Genomic DNA, 16,929 nt, shown 5'->3' with positions numbered 1-16,929 from the left:
GGGCCCCCGATTTTGTGTTCGGGGGGTGGGGCGGGGTCGCTGATACTGGTTTCGTGTCGGTTGGCGCGGTGGTGCAGCAGGTAGGTGAGGTGCTTGGCCGCGCGCACTCGCTGTTCGGTGATCCACCGGCATCCGGTCAGGGCCCCGCTTCGGGCTCGGTACTCAAGCTCTCCGGCGCCGGGGAGCTGGTGCGCTCGGGGCAGGCCCAGATGGCGCCGCTGTCGGGGCAGCTGGCCACCAACTACTCCACCTTCGCCGGGGGCGCGGGCCCCGCGCTGGACACTCTGGCCGGCACCGACCGGGCGCTGAGCACCCAGCTCGACGAGGCCGCGCGCTCAGATCGCACCGGGCGCACCAGCTCCGGGGGCGTGGTCAACGGCGCGGCCGCCGACACCAACGGCCTGGCCCCGTTCACCAACACCCCCGCCGGCCAGAAAGCCCTCCTGGTCGCACTGCGCAACCGCGTGGCCCAACAACAACAAGTCGTGCAGGCCTACAAAACACGCAGCGCGAACATAGCAGCGCTGATGCGGTCGATGCGCTATGCCGGCGGCTCCCCGGTGGGTGGAGGTACACCGTTCGGTGGCGGTGGCGGGATGGGCTTACCGATGGGCTCCTCGCGGGGAGGCGGTTTTCCCAGCTTCAACATTCCGCAGCTAGCCAGGGCCTCCAATCTGAGCGGGCAACTTAATTCGGGGCGTCGCCCACTGGCGGACCGCTATGCCGGAATGCGGCTGCGCCCCAGCGATATTCCTGCCACGCCGGGGGCCGCAACGATCGGGGCCGCGATCAACCGGGCCCTCGACATCAAAGGCATTACCAACCCGCGGGCCCGCCGGAATTGGGCAACCGGGATGATGGTGGTCTCCGCACGCGAGTCCGGCCACAATCCCAATGCCACAAATAACTGGGACTCCAACGCGGCCAAGGGAACTCCTTCGCAGGGCGCATTCCAGTTCATCGAGCCGACGTTTCGGGCCTACCACGAGCCGGGTACCTCACCGTTTCTGCGTGACCCGGTGGCGCAAGCAACCGCGTTCGTCAACTACGCGATGGGCCGCTACGGGGTCTCTGCTGACGGCTCGGACCTGGCGGCCAGAATTCAGCAGGCCGACCCGACCCGCCCACCGAAGGGCTACTAAACCGCCGCGGCCGAAAAATTGTGTTCGGGGGGTGGGGCAGGGTCGCTGATACTGGTTTCGTGTCGGTTGGCGCGGTGGTGCAGCAGGTAGGTGAGGTGCTTGGCCGCGCGCACTCGCTGTTCGGTGATCCACCGGCATCCGGTCAGGGCCCCGCTTCGGGCTCGGTGCTCAAGCTCTCCGGCGCCGGGGAGCTGGTGCGCTCGGGGCAGGCCCAGATGGCGCCGCTGTCGGGGCAGCTGGCCACCAACTACTCCACCTTCGCCGGGGGCGCGGGCCCCGCGCTGGACACTCTGGCCGGCACCGACCGGGCGCTGAGCACCCAGCTCGACGAGGCCGCGCGCTCAGATCGCACCGGGCGCACCAGCTCCGGGGGCGTGGTCAACGGCGCGGCCGCCGACACCAACGGCCTGGCCCCGTTCACCAACACCCCCGCCGGCCAGAAAGCCCTCCTGGTGGCACTGCGCAACCGCGTGGCCCAACAACAACAAGTGGTGCAGGCCTACAAGACACGCGACGCACAGATGGCTGCCATGCTGCGGTCGATGGCCTACGGCGGCCGCAACGGCGTGGGCGGCGGCGGAGGCTCGCCGTCCGGCGGCGGTGGCGGGATGGCCATGCCGAGCATGGGCTCACCGTTGAGCGGCTTGCAGGGGCTCTCCGGACTGTCTGGGCTGGGCGGAGCCGGCGGCGGTAGCCGCCTGACGTCAGGCACGGGATCTGGCGGCCTGCCACAAGGGCCCCTGAATGCCGGAAATATCATCGCGCGCGCCATTCAGGGCCAGCTGCCTCCGGGGAAGGCTTCTGAGAAGGGGCTGCAGAAGTTCAGCGTGATCACCAATCGCGCTGTGTCCGCGGCGTTTCCGCAAATCAGGGAAATCGGCGGTGTGCGCCCCGATGCGTTGAAGTGGCACCCGAACGGGTTAGCGCTGGACGTCATGATCCCCAACTGGAACACCCCGCAAGGCAAGACGCTGGGTGATCAGGTGTTGTCGTTCGTGATGACCAACAAAGAAGCACTCGGCGTCGATCACGCGATCTGGCGCCAGGCAATGTATTACGGGCCCGGCGGCGGCGAAGGCATGGGAAGCCGCGGAGGTGCCACCGCCAACCACTTCGACCACGTGCATATCGCCACCAAGGGTGGCGGCTACCTGCGCGTCTAACTCGTCGCGGCCTCGGCGCTCCCACACCAAAAATCGTGCACGAGGCCCTATATGGGCGGCGTTAGGCTCGATGAGTCAACCCGAAAAGGAAGGTCAGACATGTGTGGATGCCACGGCACGGAGGGGCCGGACCCCACGTTGGTCCAACAAACCAGCGATGTGCTGGGCCTGGTTACCCGCGCCCGAAAGGTGTTCGGCGGTGACTCCACCCCTGAGCGGCCGCCGGCGTTTGCCGCACCGCGTGATCTCGAAGAGGCAATCTCTAATGACCGCTTCTGATTTGAGCGGTCCGCACGCCCGGCACGGCTCAATAACGCTGGGGCGGAGGAGTTCCCGGTGACCGATGCCCGAAAGTTCGACGAACTGGTGTCCTGGCACGCCAAGCCGGTGACCGGTTTCGGCATGGGTTGGGATCCGGGCTGGCGCCCGGACGGGGGAGCGTTCACCCACAACATCAGTCCTTCTGACCCGTACTGGAACACGGTGCTGGACAAGGCGCAGGCCGCCTACGGCGATCCTGGTATGCGGTTCAACACTTCTGATCCCAGCGCCGACCGCTACCTGGTGTTCAACGATGGCACGCGGGTGCCCACTGATGGCTCGCTGGCTTACCGCGACAACGGCAACACCTATGTGATGAACAACGACGGCTCGGTGTCGCTGTTGGGCGGCGACGGCAAGACGGGCCAGCCCTTCTTTCCCGAGTTCCGCCGCAACGAGGCCGGCCAATACGTTCCGGTCGATGGCCAGGGCCGGCAGGTAGCGCCGCTGGCGGCGTCCTACGTCGATGACCCGGCCACGGGTAAACGCACCTACTACAACGCCAACGGTGACGTCGTGGGCACCGAGCAGCGGCCCGACGCGGCACCGCCGGGCAGCCAGCCCGGCGTGCAGACCGACGAGCAGCAGTCCGGACGCACCGCCGACGCCGTGCGCAAGCTGCACGACGAGATGAAGGACCGCTACAGCCAACTCAGCGAGGCCGAGGGCAAGCTGACCGAGGCGATGCTGACCGCCCGGACCACGACCGCCGAGGGACAGCAGAAGCTCAACGGCATCCAGCAGAAGATCATCGAGGCAGTCAACAACCCGGCGATGTCGCTGGATACCCCCGCCGGGGAACAAGCGTTTTTGAAGTTTCTGCGCAGCCAGGTCGCCGAGATCGGCGAGGTCCTCAAATCGGGCACCCTGACCGCCGAGGACCAAGCCAAAGCGGCGTCGGCGCTGGCCGCCTTGTATGACATGGACGGCGCCTCACCCGAAACAGGCGAGAACCCCTCCGATCCCAACGCCCAACCAGGGGCGCCGGCGTCGGCCCCCGCAGCGGTCCCGGCGGCCGCCGATCCCGCGCTGACCGATCTTGGCTTGGGCCCGATGGAGCCGATGCCGGATCCGATGATGTCAGATCTGGGAATGGGCGGACCCCTTGGCGCCGATCCGCTGGCCGGGCTGGCCTCGGCGCTGCCCGCCGCGATGGGCGCCTTCCCGCCCGGCGGCGGCCTCGGCGGTGGCAGCCCCCTCGATGCCCTCACCGGAGCAGCTGCACCACTGGCCGGGCTGGCCTCCCAGCTCGGCGAGCAGGCCCGCCGCGAAGAGCCGGACCCGGGCGAGGAGACAGACAAGAACAACGACGACAAGCTCGACGAGGACGAGGAGAAGGACGAGGCCCCCGTGCCCGGGGAAACGCCACCGGCGACGACGCCGCAATCGGGCACACCTCCAGAACCCACGCCCGCAGGCACGCCCGGCGAGGGCGCTCCACCTGCGGCGCCGGGTCCACCGCCGCCGCCGCCCACCACGATCACGCTGCCCGACGGGTCCACCGCCAACGCGCGCACCCCGGAACTGGCCCAGGCCGTCAAGGCACATCTGGATGGCAAACCACTCGACGAAGCGTTCCGCGAGCAGCACTTCGAGCTGCCTCCACCAGGGACACCGGTCACCAACCCCGTCGACCCGTCGCGTCTATCGGCCGGCATGCTCGGCATGTTCAAAGATCACTACGAGGTGGCACTGAGCTCGGTAAAGGGCCTGCAAGACGGGCAGGTCGTTCCGCTGTCCTCGATCGCAGCCAGCCCCGACTTCCTGGGCTGGGTCGATCCCAGCGCGATCGGTGCACCCGCGCCCACCCCGGCGCCCGCGCCTGTCCCAGTATCACCACCCGCACCGGTGCCCACCGACACGACCAACCCGGCACCTCTGGCCAGCGCGCCGCTGCCAACCCCCACCGGATAACCCCCGCCGCATGACGGCGCGGGTGAAAATCGCGACAATGTCCAGATAAAGGAGCTGAGAAATGACGAACCCGATCCACATCGACCCTGAGGTGATGCGCACCGTCGCCAACCAGCACGACGACGTCGCCGACCAAATCGCCCCCGCCCGGGAAGCCAGCACCGAGATCCTCGCCGCGGTGGGCACCTTCGGCCCGATCATGCACCAGTTCAAATCAGCGGTATCGGACCTGATGGTCAACCGCGACGCTGCACTGCTCAACCATGAGCACACCCACCGCAACGCCGCGATCGGCCTGCGCCGAGAAGCGGCCAACTTCGTCACCCGCGACGAGATCAACGCAGAGAACCTCCGAGTTGACCAGCAATGATGCCCTGCCGCTAAGCGAGCAGGCGTTCCTCGCCAGGACCCCCGACGATGCGGTCCTGGTCAGAGTCGCTGTCAAGGGCTCCATCCTGGGCGTTCAGCTGGAACCCAAAGCGATGCGCGACAACATGCACGAATTAGCTCAGCGAATCATGACCTGCGCCGACGTGGCGTATCTTCAGGGTCAGGTGGCACTGCGCGAGCAGATGGAGCAAGCCAAGCTCGACCCCGTCTGTTACGCAGATTTCCCCACCGAAAGGGATCTGGCCGCCGCACGTGACCGACTGAGGACCTTGTAAACCATGGTTTCTGTTGACCCGAGCGGACTAGTCTCGGCAGCGCAACGGATCACCGCCGCACTGTCAGAACTGTCCGCAGCCAACCCCGATCACCCTGCACTGGCCGCCGACCCGGCCTCAGTGGGCGCCGCTGGCCGACTCACCACCGCGGGCACCACCTTGGCCAGCGTGCTCGCCGAACAGGCGGCGGGACTGGCGGCCACCGCCGCGCAACTGGGTAACGTCGCGGCGGGCTTCACCGCCAAGGACGCCGCCAATGCAGCCAAGATCTCCAAGCTGAACACCAGCAGTGAGGGCGCCTCGGTATCGGGCTGGGCGCCACCCTCACCGCCGGTGGCTCCCGACGCACGCCCCATCCTCGCCCCTCCACCGGCTGCCCCCGCCGAGGTGATCTCCAACGCGGTGCACTCCGGCGACGCCGCCAGCGGCGAAGCGTTCATCGCCGGCTGGCGCCAGGTGGCCGGCTCGGCCCGCGACGCCTCGGCCGCGGTGCGTCTGGTCGCCGACAACCTGCCCGAAAGCTGGGACAGCCCCGTGGCCACCGACGTCGTGCGGGGCCACCTGATCAAGTACGCCAACGCCTTTGAGACCTCCGGCCAGCGCGCCGACACCGTGGCCGACCAGGCCAATCGCCACGCCCAAGAAGTCACCCAGGCGCGCAGCGATATCCCCACCCCCAACGACTTCCAAGCGATGAATCACCAGCTGCAAACCCTTGCTCAAGCCAACGCGCAGACCGGGGGCATGTACGCGGTGCCGCTGGCGAACGCGCTAGAGCAGAAAACGCAGATGGAGGCGCAAACCGCGCAGGGGTTTGGCGGCTACTACGCCACCACCGAGGCCACGACGGCCGGTGAGATCGACCTGGACGGTGACGGCATCCCCGATGTCCCAGCAGACGAAGCCGCGGCAGGCGCCGCTGACGGAACGGGTCTTCCTGGCGAGGCGAAGCCAGGGGAACCGGGCTCGCCGGACATGGCCGGCCAGCTCGCCTCAATGCTTCCCAGCATGATCCCCACCGTCCTGGGCGCAGCGGGCGGTCTGATGGGTGGCGCGGTGTCGTCGCTGATGAAGGCACCGGAATCCGTCATTCAGGCCGGCACCCAGGCTATGGGCGCAGCCACCCAGAGCTTGTCGGGGTTGATGCAGCCCAAGCTCGACGACATCGGCACCGAGGACATGGGCTTAGAGGACGCCCCGCTGGACGAGATGAGTGGCTTCGGCGGCGGCGGAGGCGGCGGTGCGACCTCTCCGGCCTCGGGCGGCACGCCGTCGATGCCACCGGTAACACCATCCACTGGGCCAAACCCAACCCCGCCGACCCTGCCTACCGGTGGGTCGTTGCCGCCGCCGGTGACGCCAACCGGGGGCCCTGGAGGGTCCGGCATGATGCCGATGGGCGGAATGCCCATGGCGCCCATGGCCGGAGGACAAGGCGGGCCTGCCGAAGACCGCAACGGCAAGCCCAAACAGGTTGTGGGAAAAGACCTTCCCCACACCGAATCGGTCACAGGCAAGGTGAGCGCCGACCGGATCGCGGTCTCGGCAACCGCCCCCAACCGCAAGGACGACGATCCCCCTTCAAACGACGATCCACCCCAGCGCGGTAACGCTCCGCTGATCCGCCGCATCACTACCGTCGGCCCGAAGGATGGCCCGTAGTGCTCGGCGGGGGCGGCTTCGACGATCTCGGCGACGCGGAAAAGGTTAAGTTCTCCGAAGCCGAGCAGGCCGCCACTCTCGAGCGCCTGGACAAGATGATCGCCCAGCTGGGCGCGCTACGCACCGAAGTTGAAGACCCCGACGGATTCGTGCGGTTCACCCTCGGCGACGACGGCCGCCTTCTCGAACTGTTCATCCATGAGGCGGCCCGCACATCGCTGACCAACCTGGCGCTAGAGAAGAAGCTGAACGACTTGCTCGACGCAGCCAACGAAGCAATGATGCTGTCCCGCAAAGAATTTTGGGAACACTACAGCATCAACGAGGTCTGACCGCTGTCGCTCTCACCCAAAGAGCCTGCACCACAACACATGATGGGCCACCCCAAAGGCAAGAGAGTGCCAGCACTTCCCGTGCCGCGCACGGGAGCGCCAGGCAGACCGGGGAGGGACAGCGCAAATCGAGGCCGTTTGCGTTCGTGAAACGCGTTGCGGGTGAGAAAGTCTCGACGGGAAGCGGAAGGTGGAAGGGCCCGACCTAGGGTGGGAGGAGTCGGGCCCTTCCGGTTCCGACCTCGGGGGGCGCGACCGGAACACCACGAACGCTACCGCACCCCCACATGCCGCCCGTGCACTAAATGTCGTCTTGTCACCGACACAGAGAGTGGATGACGGCGGCCCGCGCCGACCACCGTGTCACTGCCTCGGTACAGAATCGGTAGCAAGCGCCGGGAGGGGAGAGTTTAGTTATGAAGCCGAATCATCTAACTCAGGTGGTGGACCAGCTTCTACGCGAACCGCGTCCCGTGTCGGACGGTTTGGTGGAAGTCCCCGAACCGGGAGCTACACCGATCGAGGCGGCCTTCACCGGACTGTGCCTTGCAATCAATGCGGTCCTCAAAGCCGATCACGCGATACAACTCCGCGATTGGCAAGAGCGACGAGAGAAGCTATTGGACTGGCGCGCACACTTGATGGCTCATCCGATTCCCGATGCGAAGGCGGCTAGCCTGGCGATCGGCAGCGAGGACATGGACGTCTCTACTGCACTGTTTGGCACCAACCGGTGGCGCGAAATGCTTACCGCTGTCGAGGAAATGATGCAGTGGGCCGGTGAGCGACACGCTGAGTCCGCGCGGAAGATGTCCACCGTCTCGCAGGCCCTTGACCGCGCTGCTGGAATCCGTAGGCGAGGTGACGAACGTGTGGAAGAGATCCGGCGCAGATCCGACAGGAAGATCAAGAAGCTCGATCCTGGCGATGACGAGGGCCGCGAGCGGGTGATTGCGGCCGGTGAGTCTGAGGTCCAGACCGTGAGCACTGTGGCCGTGAATCGCACGAATGCCGTGATCCGTCAAGTCCTGGAGCTCGACGAGAACCTCGCCGGCATCGACGCGCTGGAGTGGCTGCGTGACCACGGCCTGAACTCGCCATAACCAATCACGGGGGGCCTTCGCACCGAATTCTCAGCGCGGACGCGCTCGTGCGCAGAATTTGGCGATGTCAGACCTTGCTAGTGGCGTTTACCCTGAATACATGACCGCGGGTGGGAAGACCGAAGCAGCATACGTGCCGCCGCCGAACGGCGGCCCTTTTGGGCCGCCACCTGGCCCTGGCCCGTCCGGCTATGCCGCACCACCACCCCCGCCGGCACAACCGCCAGTATTCCTCCCGCCGCAGCCGCGCCGACTGCGCACGGCGCTCGCTGCGGCCGGTATCCTGCTGGCAGTGGTCCTGGCGGCATCATCGCTGGTAGTAGCACTGACCGGCCGCGCTCGCAGTGAGTCGAGCACCGCCGCGCAACCGGCCGACAACCCAGCTACAGCGTCCGACACTGCCTCTACTGAGGTAGCTGACCGCGGGCTCTGCACGGCAATCGCTCCACTGATGAGCGAGTACAGCACTACGGCCAAAGATTGGTTTGGCCTCGGCCCGCGAGGCACCCCAGCGCGTGACGGAGGCATGCCGGCTTTCATCGCTGACACCAAAGACTGGGTTGTCCGTGCCGAAACGGTTATGGACGAGCATCCGGGCATTCAGCCTCGACTCCAGCGGACCCTTCAGCGCTACGTCGATGACCTCTGGCTCTATGTGAACAACATCGCACCCGGACCGGAGGAGCCTTACGACGACGCAGCGTGGAATGACAGCCTTGTCGCCTACGGCGGTCCCTTGAGGATTTGTCAGGAGCTGGGAGTCAGATGGTGACTGTGGGGGTTAAGGAGTAGTGCCGGCCTCAGCTGGTGCTGCCGGGCCGCCGGGGATGCCGAACCGGCCGTACTCGCAGCGCATTGTTGGGCCGGTTTGGCCCAGGACATCACCGGAGTCGTGGTCGGAGACGGCGAGTGGTCTCCACCAGAAGAGCCTCGATCTGAGCGCGGCGGCAGCGGCGATCCGACGCGCTGCCGATGAGCTGGGCGCTCAGAACTCGGGACAGATGATCGACGCCATGTGCGAGCGCAGTTACCGCACGGCGCAGACGGTGATCAACCAATCCGACTTATATGGCGACATGTCGAAGGCGGTCAAGGAGACCTCCGAGCTCATTTGGCACGCCCAAGGTCGGCTTGAAGAGATCGACCGCAAGGCCCATGAGGAAATTGATCGGCTGAAGCAGCAGCTTCAAGCAGCGGCGGCAACACCGCTGGGAGCTGGCGCCGCTGTCGCGGCGATCTATATGGCGATCGAAGCCGTTGTCAGTGCGGCCGAAGTCGAAGCGCTAGCCTTCGGGACCGATTCCGCGGCATCTATCGCCGAGCAGGCAGCAAACATCGGTGGCGAGTCAGCTAGTCAGTCCTCGTCGAATGGGCAGATCAGCCCCGCCGATCACGTCACGGAGAACGGCGGCAATGGGGACAACGTCATGCCCCTGGACAACCCCACCGGCCAAGGAAACCCACCGACAGAACTCCCGAGAGACAACCTCCCTCTAGAAGGTGGAAATCCGGATTCTGAGCAGCCTGCTAAACCAGGAGATGACCTCCCGAAAGAAGGCGACGGCCCGACGTCACCCACAACACCTGGTGAGCAGACGCAAGAGTCACCCACGGGAGAGCCGGTAACTCAAGATCTCGGGGGAAAGCAGACGCCCGGCGCCTTCCTGCCGACAGAGGCGTCGCCGGTATTACCACCCCCGGCGGTGTCATCTTCTCCGGCGAGCGGGAGTGGTGGAGGATCGCCGTTGTCCTCGTTGGGTAGTGGGTTTAAGCCGCCGTCGGGTGGTGGTCTGTCTTCGGCTGGCACGGGTGGGTTGTCGCCGAGTTCGCTTTCGTCGGGCAGCGGGTTACCGTCGCCGGTGTCGCCTGCGTCGGGGGGCCTTCCGTCAGCGGCCGGCGGTGCGCCGGCGGCCGCAACGCCGACTGATTTTTCTCGCGGGTTCAATGCCGGCCTGGGTGCTGGGGGCGCAGGTTCTGTGTTGCCGCCGCCGGTGGCTCCGCCGCCCTCGCAGCCGCTGAGTTCGACGACGGGGGCTTATGGCTCGGCGGGCCCGCAGGTGTCGGCGGCGGGCGGGCCAGCGCATGTCACCTCGGCCGCCCCTGCGGCGGCTGCGGGTGGTCCCGCTGGGCATATGGGCTCGATGGGGGGTGCTCCGATGATGCCGCCGGCGGCGCCGGCGGGCCCGTTGCCTCCGTTCAATTCGGATTTGCAGCCGCGCCAGGTCGCGCCGGCGTCGGCGGGTGCGCCGGCACCTGCACCGCCCCCGGCACCGCCGGCCAGCGCTGGGCAAGCGACACCGCTTCCCCCGGGTGTGGTCGCGTCGGGTGTGGGTGCCACCACTGCCGGCGCGGCAGCGGGGGCGCGGGCCTCGGCGCCTGATCCGCTGTTAGATCAGGCGTCGGAACTGGTCTACGAGCTGATGCATGCCTCCCGCGTGTATGGCTGCATCGACTGGTGCGTGGGGATGTTCAAGACGTCGTCGGGTCCGCAGGCGTGGGTAGTGAGCAGCGAGGGCAGCGGCTTCATTCCCCCAGGAGTGTTCCTACCTAACTCTGCGCGCCTAGTTTTCTCAGATCCGGGTCTGGATAAGGACTTTCACGCGCGGTGGTTCGGCTGGGTGAATCCCGCTCAGACGATGCTTGCGTACGGGCAGCTGTGCATGGCAAGTAACCCCAACGTTGAGTTGTGGGCGTTGGCGGTGTCGACCGACTACGGCGGCACCGCGGCACCGGCGCGGGATGCCGGGCTGGTGCAGGTTGAGAACTGCGCTCTGGCCACGTCGCCGATCAAGGCCGAGACGCCGCCGCCCTCGTTGGACGAAACGCGAATGCATCGTCTGGAGACCATTGACCGCCCCGAGTACGCGCGCTTGACCGCCGGTGGGGTAGTGGATCGTTCGCAGTTGTGGACGTTGACGGTTGCTGCTGTGCGGACGGCGCTGGCGAGAGCCTCTGAGCTGCTTGGCTTTCAGGTTCCTCCGGTGATCCGCCAGGTCGCCACGGCGGTCGAGAATGGTGAGCCGGTGTCCGATGAGCTGTGGAATGAGCTCGACCTTGCCATGCGCGCGGCGATCCTTGATAGTGCCGGCCAGCGGCCCGGCAGGGTGATCGGTGATGTTGGGCCGTCGACGTATGCGCGGTGTTTCCACAATGTGGCGCGCGCGGCCGAGCTGCTGTCGTGGTGGCGTAGTAATACCCCGGAGTATGTCGAGATCGCTTACACCGCAAGGCATATTGCGAAAGAAGCCGAACTATGGCCCACGATGGCCGCGTGAGGAGAGTTGACTGATGCCAGCAGCCTCAGGGAGTGCTAAGCCGATCGAGGTCTTACCCGCGGCGGTGACGGGGACCGCTCAGTCGATCGCCGGTGAGGTGACGCGGGCCGCCCAACCTGGTCCGGTTCCTATGCCTGCTGCGGGCTCGCCGATCGACGTGGCCGCGAACGCCGTGGCGGTTGCGGTGGCCAAGAATGTTGCGCACGCCTCGGCGACGCTGGCGCCTGAACCTATTGAAGGGGTTCAGAAGGCTGAGACCGCGACGACCGAGTTCAGGGCGCAGGACATCGAGAGCGCGGCCGACATCAAATCGGTTTCCCAGACCATGCAGCCGCCGCCGCCCCCTGGTGCCAGCGGCGGTGGCACCCCGAGTACCCGGATGGTCAGCAATACTGGCGCTGAGGGTTGGCATTGGGAATACGACGATAACGGGTTGATGATCAGGGTCGACGACGTCGAGCCGATCGACCCGGGCGGCGCGGTCGGCGGTGGGTTCGGCGGGCTTGCGCCGGTCAGCAACACCGGCTCTTCCGTGGGTGTGTCAGGACCGGTCAGAACGGTCTGAGTGGACGTTGGTTGGCGTTGTCAACGGCCTGATGGGTCAGTTGTCGGGGGGTTCTAAATTGGTGCCGATATGGGGTGCTGGGCGGGGTTAGGGTTGCTTTCGTGACGACTCATCCTTTCAGGCGGCCTGGTCCGATCGCGCGCCCGCCGGCCACGGCCGGCGGCAAGATCGCGATTGACCCGCCTATTCCGGCGCCCATCCCGCCGCCGCGCAGCGTGTGGGGGATCGTGTTGCCGATCGCCCTCATTGTGGGTGTGGTCGGGTTCATCGTCGCGATGTACGTGTCCGGAATGCGCAGCTTCGCATCGGGTTTCGGCATTTTCGGCATCATGATGCTGATCGGCATGGCCGGCATGCTTTTCCGCGGCCGCGGTGCCGCGCAGAAGATGTCGTGGGGTGAGCTTCGGCAGTACCGCGCCAACTATTTCGCCCGCCAGGATGATGTGCGCGATGAAATCGGGGTGCAGCGCCGCGCCCAGTTCGAGCACCGCGAGCATTTCCATTGGGATCCTGAGAAGCTCGTCGCCGCGGTGGGCACGGAGCGGATGTGGGAACGCTCGCCGGGGTCTGATCCGGCGACCGATGTGTTCGGCGAGGTCCGGGTCGGGGTCGGCAAGGTGAAGCTTGCGATGCAGATCGAGAAGCCGAAGATCCCTGAGGCGTCACAGATCGAGCCCGCTACCGGGCATGCGCTGCGCAAGTTCCTGCTGGAGCAGGAATACATCGACGACATGGCCAAGGTGATTTGGCTGCCGCGTTTCGCCGGTGTGTCGATTGTCGGTGACATGGATCAGGCTCGGGCCTTGTTGCGGGCGATGATGTGTCAGCTGGCGGCGTTCCACAGCCCTGCCGATCTGCAGATCTTGGTGGTCAGCGATGCACCGTCGGTCTGGGATTGGACGAAGTGGCTGCCGCATATGCAGCATCAGAGCAAGCGCGACGGCTGCGGTGAGCGCCGGTTGCTGTTTTCCTCGCCGGCAGGGCTGGAGGAGTTCTTCGACGATGCCGAGCTGCCGCGCAGCGAGTGGGCGCCACCGGTGGGCGGTCTGCACGGCACCGCGAACACCGTGTTGCCGTTTCGGGTGATCATCGACGACAACTGCGGGACCCCGGAGGATTGGGCCGGTCTGACCGGTAGCGCCGGGTATGCCGGCACGTGCTTTGTGCGGCTGGCGCCCTCGGTGCCGCCGCCGTCGCCGCAGGATGCGTTCGGCACGAAAAGCTGGATCGGGTTTTCCCCGGAGACGACCTATCGCCTCGTCGACGGCGCTCTGCGTAAACGGATGCCCGCCGAGGACCTCACGCCGGTCAGCGGTGTGCAGCATCTGTCCTCTGACGAGCTCGACGACGCCTTTTACGCCACGGCCGACCAGATGTCGGTGACTGCGGCCGAGCGGTTCGCTCGAGCGATGGCCCGCCATCGCGCCGCGGGCGGTGTCACTGCCACGGTCAGTGAGAACACTCAGCAGCGCACTTTGATTGACGCGCTGGGAGTGCGCGATCCGCGCAACTTGGACGTGGACCGGTTGTGGTCACCACGGCGCAGCCAGGGGCCGGATTGGATGCGGTTTCCGGTGGGCCTGGATGACAGCGGCCAGGTTGTGGAACTGGATCTGAAGGAGGGCAGCCAGCAGGGCATGGGCATGCACTCGCTGTTCATCGGCACGACCGGCGCCGGAAAGTCCGAGGGCATCATCACCGAAGTCGCGTCGATGGCTTTGACCCATTCGCCCGAGGTCGCCAACGTGGTGTTCTTCGACTTCAAGCTCAAGTCTGCGGCCGGCGTGCTGGAACAGTTCCCGCATGTGGTGGCCAGCGTCAGCAACCTCGCCGATGAGCGCCACCTAGTGGGGCGCATGTATGAGGCCCTGGAGGGCGAACTGGATCGGCGCGGCGCATTGTGCAACGCCGCGGGGCCCGACGTGGTGGACCTGACGGTCTACAACCAGCGGCGGCTGACCGATCCGTCGCTGCCGCCGGTGCCGGTGCTGTGGGTCATCGCCGACGAATACCAGGAGCTGCTCAGCGACAAGGACTGGGGCGATAAGTTCCGCAGTCTGTTTTGGCGCATCATGCGCCAGGGCCGCGCTTACCACATGTTCCTGCAGTTGGTCGGTCAGACCGTCGACACCCAGAAGCTGCGCGACATCCGCAAATTGCTGGGCTTCACCATCGCCGGCCGCACTGGCACGGAGGAAGATTCCCGCGAGGCGCTCGGTGTGGGTATCGCCGCGAAAATCGACGAAAAGGGCGCGGAGGGAACGGCATATCTACGGGTAGCGCAACGCCAGCCGCGCCAGTTCCGGTTCTTCTATTCCTCGGCCGACTTCGTGCCGCAATCCGGGCCGGATGACAGTCGGCCGCTGGAGGCCGGCACCTGGTTTGAGCCCCGCCCGTTCACCGCCGAAGAGGCGCCCGACATTGATGGCCTGCTCGCCGAGCCGGTCGAGCAGGACACCGCGGCACCTGTTCGGGTGCCCGAAGAAACGAGTGTGAAGATCATCGACGCGGTGATCGGCTCGCTTCAGGCAACCGGGGCCGCCCCGCCGCGCGAGATGTGGCTCCCGCCGCTGGGTGTTCCGCCGGCCGCCGACGACTTGGTGGCCCGCCTACGCGGCGGCAAGCCGTGGGATGTCGATTACGGTCAGAATCCGGGTCTGGTGCTGCCGGTGGCGCTGGAGGACCGCCCCCGCGAACACCGCCAGGATGTGTGCTATCTGAATCTGCTGGAAAGCAACGTGCTCATCGTCGGCGCCCCGCGGATGGGCCACACCAACGCGGTGATGACGATGATTACCGCGGGCGCGCTGATGTACCGACCCGAGCGGGTGCAGTTCTACTGCATCGCCGCCAGTGGCCCGCAATTGGACAGATTGAAGGACCTTCCGCACGTGGCAGGGGTGGCAGCGCTGCACGACACCGAGGGCGTCACCCGCCTGCTGGCCACCGTGCGCGGCATCGTCGAGGAGCGTGAACGACTTTTCGCGGCCCGCGGTTTGGACATGGAACAGGTCCGTGAAGCCAAGTTCGGCCCCAACCCGACCGACATCGGCATATCCGGTGGCGATGTGGTGCTGGTCATCGACGGCTGGGCCAACTTCAACGATTCGGGACAGAAACAGGTCGATCAGTTCCTCGCGTTGCAGCGGGCCGGCAACTATGGGGTGCGCACCATCGTCACTCACACCAGCTATCTGTCGAAGATTCCCAGCCCGATCAAGAACCTGTCCACCGAGCGTATCGAGCTGCGGATGACCGACGAACGCGAATCGGAGCTGGGCCGCCGCGACCCAACGATCAACCGCGGCAAGGAGGTTCCTGTCAAGCCCGGGCGCGGACTGAGCGCCGCCGGATTCCACATCATGGTCGGAGAGCCGGTACTGGCCAACGATCCCTCCGGGCGCATCGACTCCCGCGGCGTCGGCGCGGTGGTGCGCCGCGTGGCCGGGACCGGGAAATTCGCCGAGGTCAAACGGCTGCCCGAGTTGGTGCCCTTGGCCGACGTCTTGGCCATGATCAATGGCGGTGCGCAGCGCGACCTCATCCCGTTCGGGTTGTCCGAATCGGATCTGGGGCCCGCGTTCGTCGACTTCGCCGAGAACCCCCACGCCGTCGTCGTGGGACGCGCGCAGTCCGGGCGGACGGCGTTTCTGCGCACGATGATGCACAGCATCATGGCCCACTACCGCCCTGACGAGGCCACCATTGTGCTGATCGATCCGCGGCGGCGCCATCTGGGCGTGGTTCCCGAGGACACGTGGCTGTCTCGCTATGCCTACACCCGCGCCGATATCGCCCTGGCCGCCACCGAGTTGGACGACTTGTTCAACAGGCGCACCCCGCCGCCGGGCACCAGCCCATCCGAAATGCTGTCGCGCCAGTTCTGGACGGGCCGCAAGATTTTCGTGGTCATCGACGACATCACGTCCTGGAACTCGGCGGAAAATCCGCTGCTGAAGCTGGCGAGCCACGTTGAGGGCGCCGACCAGTTGGGGCTGCACATCATCGCCGCCGCCGACATCAAGCTGTGGAGCTTCCAGGCCTCCGGCAACAGCGTGCTCGGCAGACTCGTCGGCGGGCTGCAACCGACCGTCATCCTGGACGGGCGCCGAGAGAACGGGCCGATCATCAGCGGCGTCTACGCTGAACCGCAACGTCAAGGCAAGGGCATCTACGTCCAACCCGGCGGCACCGACGGTGTGCTGGTGGCTTGGACTCCCGAACCGGCCCGCGCGACGCCTCGGCGGCATTCAACATCGGCGAGGCCAAGCTAATGCGCCGACGAGACACCGCCGCGGCGCCGGGTTGGCAACGGAATCGGTGTCCCGCTGGGCCGATGCGGGATCATTTCCGCAGCGATGCTCGACAAACCCGCAGGTCAGTGCTGGTAGCCGCGGCGCTGCGGAATTTAGCGCAGGTGCCCCCTCTGACTGCCATTAAACTGAGGCCAAATCACCACACCGAATCGGGAGGCAAACACAATGGGTGTTCCAATTGGAGTCGATCCGGCATTGCTGGGAATGCTGTCAGCTGCCGAGACCGCGGGCGCTGGGACGATGGCGGCCGGGACGTCCGGAGCGGCTCCGGTCATGACCACGGTGCTGCCTCCCGGCAGCGATCCGGCGTCGATGGCCGCTGCGGCCGCTCTGAACGGGCGCGGAGCTGCCGCGGTGGCCGCGTTGACTCAGCTGACGATGACCCGGGCCATGTTTGCCGGCAACGTCGGCGTCAACGGCACCAGCTATGCGGCGATGGACGTGCTGCAGCAGACGGCACTGGCCATCTAG

Annotated in this window: 13 protein-coding genes; all 13 read left to right on the top strand. The window is 66.4% G+C overall.

Features of this window, described 5'->3' with window-relative positions; genetic code table 11:
* Nucleotides 1-14: 14 nt before the first annotated feature.
* The 13 genes from D3H54_RS30895 to D3H54_RS30830 all read left to right on the top strand — a co-directional run bounded on the left by D3H54_RS30895 (nt 15) and on the right by D3H54_RS30830 (nt 16,929).
* Nucleotides 15-1,142: a lytic transglycosylase gene (locus tag D3H54_RS30895; protein WP_149383975.1), complete on the top strand. Its 1,128-nt coding sequence runs from the start codon at nt 15-17 to the stop codon at nt 1,140-1,142.
* 20 nt (nt 1,143-1,162) lie between these two features.
* On the top strand, nt 1,163-2,305 hold the full coding sequence (locus D3H54_RS30890) for a VldE C-terminal domain-containing protein (RefSeq protein WP_286199363.1): 1,143 nt from the start codon (nt 1,163-1,165) through the stop codon (nt 2,303-2,305).
* A 336-nt stretch (nt 2,306-2,641) separates the two neighbouring features.
* The gene (locus D3H54_RS30880) at nt 2,642-4,540 is read left to right on the top strand and encodes a DUF4226 domain-containing protein (RefSeq protein ID WP_149383973.1); all 1,899 of its coding nucleotides are present in this window, start codon (nt 2,642-2,644) and stop codon (nt 4,538-4,540) included.
* A gap of 61 nt (nt 4,541-4,601) precedes the next feature.
* Nucleotides 4,602-4,910 (top strand): type VII secretion target, encoded by a 309-nt coding sequence (locus D3H54_RS30875; RefSeq protein WP_149383972.1) that lies wholly within the window; start codon nt 4,602-4,604, stop codon nt 4,908-4,910.
* A complete protein-coding gene (locus tag D3H54_RS30870) occupies nt 4,897-5,205 on the top strand; it encodes a DUF2694 family protein (RefSeq protein WP_149383971.1) in 309 nt (102 codons plus the stop codon). The genes D3H54_RS30875 and D3H54_RS30870 overlap by 14 nt, the downstream gene beginning before the upstream one ends.
* Before the next feature lie 3 nt (nt 5,206-5,208).
* Nucleotides 5,209-6,867 (top strand): PPE domain-containing protein, encoded by a 1,659-nt coding sequence (locus D3H54_RS30865; protein ID WP_149383970.1) that lies wholly within the window; start codon nt 5,209-5,211, stop codon nt 6,865-6,867.
* Nucleotides 6,867-7,199, top strand: coding sequence for a hypothetical protein (locus D3H54_RS30860; protein ID WP_149383969.1), 333 nt, complete (start codon nt 6,867-6,869; stop codon nt 7,197-7,199). The genes D3H54_RS30865 and D3H54_RS30860 overlap by 1 nt, the downstream gene beginning before the upstream one ends.
* 416 nt (nt 7,200-7,615) lie before the next feature.
* Complete coding sequence (locus tag D3H54_RS30855) at nt 7,616-8,302, top strand: hypothetical protein (RefSeq protein WP_149383968.1); 687 nt, start codon at nt 7,616-7,618, stop codon at nt 8,300-8,302.
* Nucleotides 8,303-8,828: 526 nt separating this feature from the next.
* Complete coding sequence (locus tag D3H54_RS32085; protein WP_286199362.1) at nt 8,829-9,074, top strand: hypothetical protein; 246 nt, start codon at nt 8,829-8,831, stop codon at nt 9,072-9,074.
* Between the two features lie 19 nt (nt 9,075-9,093).
* Complete coding sequence (locus D3H54_RS30845; protein ID WP_149383966.1) at nt 9,094-11,577, top strand: EspK C-terminal domain-containing protein; 2,484 nt, start codon at nt 9,094-9,096, stop codon at nt 11,575-11,577.
* Nucleotides 11,578-11,590: 13 nt separating this feature from the next.
* The gene (locus D3H54_RS30840; protein ID WP_149383965.1) at nt 11,591-12,142 is read left to right on the top strand and encodes a hypothetical protein; all 552 of its coding nucleotides are present in this window, start codon (nt 11,591-11,593) and stop codon (nt 12,140-12,142) included.
* A gap of 101 nt (nt 12,143-12,243) precedes the next feature.
* Nucleotides 12,244-16,416: a type VII secretion protein EccCa gene (gene eccCa, locus D3H54_RS30835; protein ID WP_149383964.1), complete on the top strand. Its 4,173-nt coding sequence runs from the start codon at nt 12,244-12,246 to the stop codon at nt 16,414-16,416.
* A 207-nt stretch (nt 16,417-16,623) separates the two neighbouring features.
* Complete coding sequence (locus D3H54_RS30830; protein WP_149383963.1) at nt 16,624-16,929, top strand: PE domain-containing protein; 306 nt, start codon at nt 16,624-16,626, stop codon at nt 16,927-16,929.

This window comes from Mycobacterium sp. ELW1 (genome assembly GCF_008329905.1).
Lineage (GTDB): Bacteria > Actinomycetota > Actinomycetes > Mycobacteriales > Mycobacteriaceae > Mycobacterium.
This window is presented reverse-complemented; position numbering and strand designations above follow the sequence as displayed.